Origin of the sequence: Pseudomonas antarctica, assembly GCF_900624995.1 — a bacterium.
GTDB classification, from domain to species: domain Bacteria; phylum Pseudomonadota; class Gammaproteobacteria; order Pseudomonadales; family Pseudomonadaceae; genus Aquipseudomonas; species Aquipseudomonas antarctica.
Genome location: NZ_UYXQ01000151.1, coordinates 1 through 8,402 on the forward strand (window position 1 = coordinate 1; position 8,402 = coordinate 8,402).

The window sequence follows — 8,402 nt, forward strand, 5'->3', positions numbered from 1 at the left end:
GGAAAACCTGCGCGTATGTGAAAAGGTTCATCAGTGGTATTACCCTAAATTAAGCCGACGCCTGCGCAGTCAGGATGGCCATGGGGGCGTGAGTGCCGCGAGCCTGATGCACCTGGGCGGGGGGCAGGTGTTGGGCCAAGTCAGCGGCCGCTAGCGGGTGGTGTTCGGCACCGTGATGCTCGGTCGCTTGCAAGGCGGTGAGGGCGCCGAGCGAGCCATGGGCGTGTTTATCAACACGTTGCCGCTGCGCGTCGACCTGGGTGAACACTCGGTGCGTAGCGCGTTGCGTGCCACCCATGCGCGCCTGACGCAACTGCTCAGCCACGAACACGCGTCCCTGGCGTTGGCCCAGCGCTGCAGCGCGGTGCCGGTAGCGACGCCGTTGTTTAACGTGCTGTTCAACTACCGTCACAGTGCGCCGCACCCCGGCGGCGTGGCCGAGGCTTGGCAAGGTATTCAACTGCTCAAGGCCGAGGAGCATTCCAATTACGGCGTGTCGGTGAGTGTGGATGACCTGGGTGAGGGTTTCAGCCTGCAAGCCATGGGGCAGGGCGCCGGGCGTTTGTGCGACTACCTGCAGATCGCGCTGGAGCAACTGGTGGAGGCGCTGGAGCACAACACTGAAACCGCCATCAGCCGCTTGCCGATCCTGCCCGCCGCCGAACGCGAACAGCTGTCGAGCTTCAACGCCACTGCCCGTGCGTTCCCGCGTGAACACACGGTGCAGAGGCTGTTTGAAGCCCAGGCCCAGGCGCGTCCAGACGCTACGGCAGTGCTGCACGGCGAGCAAGCATGGCGTTACGGCGAGCTGAACACCCGCGCCAACCGCTTGGCCCATCACCTGCTGGGCCTGGGGGTTCGGCCCGCCGACCCTGTAGCGATTTTGCTGGCGCGCTCAATGGATTTATTGGTCAGCCAGTTGGCCGTGCTCAAATGCGCGGCGGCCTATGTGCCGCTGGACATCAACGCGCCGGCTGAGCGCCAGCGCTTTATGCTGCAGGACAGCGGCGCGACGTGGCTGCTGACCCGCAGCGATGCCGCCATCGACTGTCCAGCCCAACGCCTGGACCTGGACACTCTGGCCCTCGACCCGCAACCGAGCCACAACCCGGACCTGTCGCAGTCCTCGGACAGCGTGGCGTACATCATGTACACCTCAGGCTCCACCGGCACGCCGAAAGGCGTATTGGTGCCGCACCGTGGCATTACGCGGTTGGTGATCAATAACGGCTATGCCGACTTCAATGCCGCCGACCGCGTGGCCTTCGCCTCCAACCCGGCATTCGACGCCAGCACCATGGACGTGTGGGGCCCGCTGCTCAACGGCGGGCAGGTGCAGGTGGTCGACCACGCGACCTTGCTCGACCCGAGCGCGTTCGGCGTGGTACTGCAGGGCGCGACGGTACTGTTCGTCACCACGGCGCTGTTCAACCAGTATGTGCAGATGATCCCCGAGGCCCTGGCCGGGCTGCGTATCTTGCTGTGCGGCGGCGAGCGTGCCGATCCGGCGGCGTTCCGCAGCCTGTTGACGCAGGCGCCGGCGCTGCGTCTGGTGCATTGTTACGGGCCGACGGAAACCACCACCTACGCCACCACGTATGAAGTGCGCGCGCTAGCCGATGACGCCGACAGCGTGCCTGTGGGCCGGCCGATTTCCAACACACAAATCCACGTGCTGAATACGCAGTTGCAGCCGGTGCCCGTGGGGGTCACCGGTGAGATTTGCATCGGCGGCGACGGCGTGGCCAAGGGTTACTTGAACCGACCTGAGCTGAGCGCTGAAAAGTTTGTACAAGACCCGTTCAACCCGGGCGCCTTGATGTACCGCACTGGCGACCTTGGCCGCTGGACGGCGCAGGGCCTGCTGGAGTGCATCGGGCGCAATGACGATCAGGTCAAGATCCGTGGTTTCCGTATTGAGCTGGGTGAGATCGAAGCGCGCCTGGCAACCTGTGCGGCTATCCAGGACGTGGTGGTGCTGGCGCGTGAAGACGTGCCAGGTGACAAGCGTTTGGTGGCCTACTTCACCTGGGCTGCCGAACCCGTAGGCCTCGACAGCGTGCGTGCCCACCTGCAAGGCCAATTGCCGGACTACATGCTGGCGTCGGCCTATGTGCCGCTCGAGTATTTGCCGCTGACGGCCAACGGCAAGATCGATCGCAAGGCGCTGCCGGTTCCCGCCCTGGACGCATTGAACCGCCGCGATTTTGAAGCGCCAGCCGATGCCTTGGAACAGACGCTGGCACGCTTGTGGGCCGAGGTGTTGAAGCTCGAACAGGTCGGGCGGCATGACAGTTTCTTCGAGCTGGGCGGGCATTCGTTGCTGGCGATTCGACTGGTCAACCTGATGGACGAGGCGGGGCTGCAGGTGTCCCTGGCTGAGCTGTTCCAGCATGCCAGCGTGGCGTCCGTCGCGGCGATGTTGCACCAGCGCACGGAGGCGCCGGTGCGCGATACGTCGGTGATTACCGTGCGCAGCAGCGGCTCGCAGCCGCCGCTGTTTTTGGTGCACGAGTTCAGCGGCATGGATGTGTACTTCCCGGCGCTCGGCCAGCACCTGCCCGGCGACTATCCCATTTACGGTCTGCCGGGCGTAGCGCTTGGTGAGCGGCACCTGAACACCCTGGAAGGCCTGGCGGCGCGCATGGTCGGGCTGATTCGTGAGCGCCAGCCCCACGGGCCGTATCGGCTCGCGGGCTGGTCGTTTGGCGGTGTGTTGGCGTATGAAGTGGCGATGCAATTGCTGGGGCTGGATGAGCCAGTCGCGTTTGTGGGCTTGATCGACAGCTACGTGCCGCGCATGACCGATCAGGGCAAGGCGCGCTGGAGCGGGCCGGATGCACTCAAGCGGCATTTGTTGTTGCAGTGCACGGCGTATTGGAAAGCACAAGGAGGTGTGGATGAACTGGCGAGCCTTGAACACTTGGAGGCGGGCATTGGACAGTTGGACTTTGCAGGTCTGCTGCAACGCTGTCGCGATCAAGGTCTGCTATACGCGCAAATGGCAGCGGCTGCGGACGCGGACCTAGTGAGTTTTATCGAGCGCGAGGTGGGCCATGGGCACGCGTTGGCGCATTACAGCCTGTTCCCGTTGCCGGTTGCGGTGCACCTGTTCAGCGCTATGGAGCGGCCGACCGAGTTGTCGCAGCGCAGTGTTTCGCTGGGCTGGGAGGAGGCGCTGGCGTCGGGGCAGTTGCGCCAAGTGGTGGTGCCGGGGGATCACCAGAGCATGATGCAGGCGCCGCATATCCAGGCGTTGGGGCGTGCGATGACTGAGGCGTTGGCGGCGGCTTTACCGATGATGGAGGTGGCGCATCAACCGCTGCTGCGGATTCAGAGTGGGCGAGCGGGGTATGCGCCGGTGTTCTGTGTGCCGGGTGCGGGAGACAGCGTCACCGGGTTTGTGGGGTTGAGTGAGGCCCTGGGGCGTGACTGGCCGTTGTTCGGGCTGCAGCCGCGTGGCTTGGACGGTGAGGCAGTGCCGCACAGCCAGGTGGAAGCGGCGGCGCAGTGTTATCTGGCTGCGCTTTTACAGGAGTGCCCGCGAGGAGCGGTGCATTTGGTTGGGCATTCGTTTGGCGGTTGGGTGGCGTTGGAGATGGCGTTGCGGTTGCAGGCGATGGGCCGTGAGGTGGCGTCGTTGACGGTGATTGACAGTGAGTCGCCGGGGGGCTTGGGTAAGCCGTATACGACCACGGCGGCGTTGTTGCGGTTGATCGAGGCGATGCAGTTGGCGGCTGGGAAGTCGCTGGGTATCGACCCGGTGGATTTTGCCGGGCGTGATGAGGTGGCGCAGCGCCAACGGCTGCATGCGGGGATGGTGGGCGTGGGGTTGTTGCCGGGGCGTTCAGCAGTGGATGCCATGGACGGGCCGGCCCGCACGTATGCGGCGGCGCTGCGCACGGTGTATCGGCCTTTGCAGCGTTACAACGGGGTGGTGCGGTTGGTGTTGGCTGAGGATCCTTCGCTGGATGCGGTGGGGAATCAGCGGGAGCAGGGGTTGATGGTTGAGGGGTGGCGGCGGCAGGGGAGTGGGTTGCAGGTTTGGTATGGACCGGGGAACCACTTTACGTTGCTTAAGGCGCCGAATGTGTTGGGGTTGGCGCGGTGGTGGGTTGAGGGGGTGGTGATTGGGGAGGTGGTGTCTTGAGGGCTGTATGTCGAGTACATATCCATTTCTGCGGTAACGGCCACTTAAGGTTCCGCTCTTACAACGGGTCACTTTTGGCAAACGCCCGGAATGCCGGCCCAGCCAACAGTAACCAAAAGGTCTTTGCCCCACCACTCGGTGCCTCGCCTGCGTTCGGCCAGCGTGGTTTAACGGGGCGCCTCAGATCAAAAGCAGATCAAGATTCGAGTGATCTCTTCCTGATGTATGGAGATCCAAATGTGGGAGCGGGCTTGCTCGCGAATGCGCAGTGTCGGTGCCTGATGGGTTGACTGACACCCTGCAATCGGGAGCAAACCCTCTCCCATGTTTTGAATATGTTCGCTTCAGACCCTCTTCATCTTTTTATGGTCATTTATGCAAAAGTCAACGTTTCGCAAACTCGGAATGCTCGCGGTATTGGCGGTTGCCATTGGCCTTGTCGTGTACACGGTGCAAGCGCCCGCCGACGCGCCGCAATACCTCACCGCCACGGCTGAACGGGGTGATATTGAAAACGCCGTGTTGGCCACCGGCGTGCTGGAAGGCATCAAGCAGGTCGACGTCGGTTCCCAGGTTTCCGGGCAGTTGAAGTCGCTCAAGGTCAAGGTGGGCGATAAGGTGAAGAAGGGCCAATGGCTCGCCGAAATCGACCCGCTGATCCTGCAAAACACCCTGCGCAAAGCCCAGGTCGATGAAGAAAACCTGCAGGCACAACGCCGTGCCACGGCGGCGCAGCTCAAGCAGGCCAAATCGGTCTACCAACGTTACAAAGGCTTGCAGGTCGACGAATCGGTGTCACGCCAGGATTTTGAGGACGCCGAGTCCACCTTTCAGGTGCAGCAAGCCAACCTGCTGTCCCTGGATGCGCAGATCAAAAGTGCGCATATCCAGATCGACACCGCCAAGGTCAACCTGGCCTATACCCGTATTGTCGCCCCGATCAACGGTGATGTGGTCGGCATCGTCACCCAGGAAGGCCAGACGGTGATTGCCAGCCAGTTGGCGCCGGTGCTGCTCAAACTGGCGGACTTGGACACCATGACCGTCAAAGCCCAGGTGTCGGAGGCGGATGTGATTCATATCAGCCCTGGCCAGCAGGTGTATTTCACCATCCTCGGCGAGGCTGACAAGCGCTACTACGCCAAGCTGCGCGGCACGGAGCCGGCGCCGCAGAACTTCCTCGAGACCCAGACCGCCGGCACGCCCAAGCAGAACACCGCGGTGTTTTACAACGCGCTGTTTGACGTGCCCAACCCTGACCACCGCTTGCGCATCGCCATGACTGCCCAGGTGCGTATTGTGCTCGACACCGCCCAGGCGGCGTTGATCGTGCCGGTGGCGGCACTCGGCGCACGCAACGCCGACGGCAGCTATCCGCTGCGCGTGCTCGATGCCAAGGGTAAAGCGCTATCGCGCAAGGTGAAGACCGGGATCAACAACAACGTCAAAGTGCAGATTCTGGAAGGCCTGGCCGAGGGCGATAAAGTCGTGATCGGCGACGCAACGCCTGCAGTGTCGGGGAGTTGATTCCATGACCCAGCCACTGTTGGAACTAAAGGGCATCACCCGCAGTTTCATGGCCGGCGAGCGTGAGTTCATTGCGCTCAAGGGCATCGACTTGAGTATTCATGCCGGCGAGATGGTCGCAATCATCGGCGCCTCGGGCTCGGGTAAATCGACGCTGATGAACATCCTCGGCGGCCTGGATTACGCCACCGCCGGCAGCTACAAGATCAATGGCATCGAAACCCGCTCACTGGGCGATGAGCAACTGGCGGAACTGCGCCGCGATTACTTCGGTTTTATCTTCCAGCGCTACCATTTGCTCGCGCACCTGAGCGCCTTGCACAACGTGGAAATGCCGGCGATCTATGCCGGCACTCCAGAAACTCAGCGCCACAGCCGCGCGCGGGAGTTGCTCACGCGGCTGGGCCTGGCGGGGCATACGACCCATCGGCCGAGCCAGCTTTCGGGTGGTCAGCAACAACGGGTGAGTATTGCCCGCGCGTTGATGAACGGAGGAGAAGTGATCCTCGCGGACGAACCCACCGGCGCCCTCGACACCCACAGCGGCAAGGAGGTGATGCGCATCCTCGCCGAGCTGCACGCCGCCGGGCATACGGTGATTATCGTCACCCACGACCCCAAGGTGGCGGCCAATGCCCAGCGCATTGTCGAGGTGTGCGACGGCGAGATTGTCAGCGACAAGGCCAACGACAGTGTCGGTTTGGACGCGCCAAGCGAAGCGCCAATCGAGACCCGACGCAGCGGTGCACGGCGTCTGGTGGCGAGCCTGGGGTTGTTCAAGGAAGCATTCAACATGGCCTGGGTCGCGCTGATTTCCCATCGCATGCGCACCTTGTTGACCATGCTCGGCATTGTCATCGGCATCACCTCGGTCGTGTCGATCTCGGCCATCGGTGAGGGCGCCAAGCGTTATGTGCTCAAGGATATCCAGGCGATCGGCAGCAACACCATCGACATTTTTTCCGGCACCAGTTTCGGTGACAGCCGCGCGTCGGCCATCGAGACGTTGATGCCCTCGGATGTGGAGGCGCTGAACCAACTGTATTACGTCGATAGCGCCACGCCGGTGGTGGGCCGCAACCTGTTGCTGCGCTTTGGCAATATCGACTTGGATGCACAGGTCAATGGCGTCAGCGACCGCTACTTCAAGGTGAAGGGATTAAAGCTTGAGGCCGGGATTGCCTTCAGCGAAAGCGACGCGCGGCGCCAGGCGCAGGTGGTGGTGATTGACCACAACACGCGGCATCGTTTGTTCGGGCCGAATGTGGACCCGTTGGGCCAGGTGATCCTGGTCGGCAACCTGCCGTGCACGGTGATCGGTGTGACGGCCGACAACAAAAACATGTTCGCCGCCAGCAAGGCGCTGAATGTGTGGGTGCCTTACGAAACGGCGGCGGGGCGTCTTTTAGGTCAGCGCCACCTGGACAGCATCACCGTGCGTATCAAGGATGGCCAGCCAAGCAAGGTGGTTGAAGAGAACGTCAATAAACTCATGCTGCAACGCCATGGCACCAAGGACTTCTTTACCAACAACCTCGACAGCATCATGCAGACTGTGCAAAAAACCAGCCGCTCGCTGGCGCTGCTATTGTCGCTGATCGCGGTGATTTCGTTGCTGGTGGGCGGTATCGGCGTGATGAACATCATGCTGGTGTCGGTGACCGAGCGTACCCGCGAGATCGGTATTCGCATGGCGGTGGGCGCGCGGCAGTCGGATATCCGCCAGCAGTTTCTGGTGGAGGCGGTGATGGTGTGTCTGATCGGCGGGATGATCGGGATCTCGCTGTCGTTCGCAATCGGCTACCTGTTTTCGTTGTTTGTGAAAGAGTGGGAAATGGTGTTTTCCTTAGGCTCGATCATGACCGCGTTTGCCTGCTCGACGATGATCGGCATTGTGTTTGGTTTTGTGCCAGCCAGGAATGCGGCGCGGCTGGACCCGATTGAGGCGTTGGCACGGGACTGACTGGATCAGGTATCACTGACACTGGAGATCAAATGGGGGAGCGGGCTTGCTCGCGAAAGCGGTGGGTCAGCAGTACATTTGGCGCTGACACACCGCATTCGCGAGCAAGCCCGCTCCCACAGGTTTTTTTGGTGATTCAGAGGATCGTGACCGTTCCTTCCTCAGTCGCATACATCCAGCGCAACAACGAATGCCGCCCGCTGATTCCCAGCTTGATCGCCGCGCGCTTGAGATAACTCTCGATGGTATTGACCTTCAGCGCCAATTGCTCCGCCAACTCCGGCGCTGTACGCCCCGCCAGCAGGCCTACGCATACCTCGAGTTCACGCTTGGACAAGGTCAGTCCCGATTGCACCAAGCGTTCTTCAATACGCCGGCGCAGGGTTTCGATGCCCTGATGTTGCGGCACCGCCGTGTTGCTGTTCTGGCGGCACGGCTGGATCGCGGTGATGTGTTTTTCGACCATGGGCAGCAACAGCGTGGAGAAGTCCTGCAGCATGCTGCGTTCCTGCGGCGAAAAACTTTTGGAATGGTGCGCGCGGTACACCGAGAGCACGTAGCGCACATCGTCCTTGTGGCGCGTGAGATGCAGCTGTGCGGCGGGTTGTTCTTCACCCAGAGCGGCCACCGAATCGGTATAGACCGGGCTGATCAGGCGTCGGGTGTGGCCTTCGGCACTCACCCGCAATTGCGTGATATGGGTAGCGTCCACTGCCAATTGGGTGAGGATGAGGTCATGCCGCATGGGTGGGAAGTGGCGAC

3 protein-coding genes and 1 pseudogene are annotated in these 8,402 nt (G+C 62.0%); 3 read left to right on the top strand and 1 reads right to left on the bottom strand.

The window, feature by feature from the left end:
- From E0F99_RS27280 to E0F99_RS27290, 3 genes and pseudogenes are all read left to right on the top strand, one after another.
- Positions 1-4,150: pseudogene (locus E0F99_RS27280) on the top strand (non-ribosomal peptide synthetase); the annotation flags it as partial.
- Positions 4,151-4,525: 375 nt separating this feature from the next.
- Positions 4,526-5,677, top strand: coding sequence for a macrolide transporter subunit MacA (gene macA / locus E0F99_RS27285; protein ID WP_083358046.1), 1,152 nt, complete (start codon positions 4,526-4,528; stop codon positions 5,675-5,677).
- A 4-nt stretch (positions 5,678-5,681) separates the two neighbouring features.
- The gene (locus E0F99_RS27290; RefSeq protein ID WP_083358047.1) at positions 5,682-7,640 is read left to right on the top strand and encodes a MacB family efflux pump subunit; all 1,959 of its coding nucleotides are present in this window, start codon (positions 5,682-5,684) and stop codon (positions 7,638-7,640) included.
- 136 nt (positions 7,641-7,776) lie between these two features.
- Here E0F99_RS27290 and E0F99_RS27295 read toward each other — a convergent pair.
- A partial coding sequence (locus tag E0F99_RS27295; RefSeq protein WP_130909040.1) for a helix-turn-helix transcriptional regulator occupies positions 7,777-8,402 on the bottom strand: 626 nt, incomplete at its 5' end.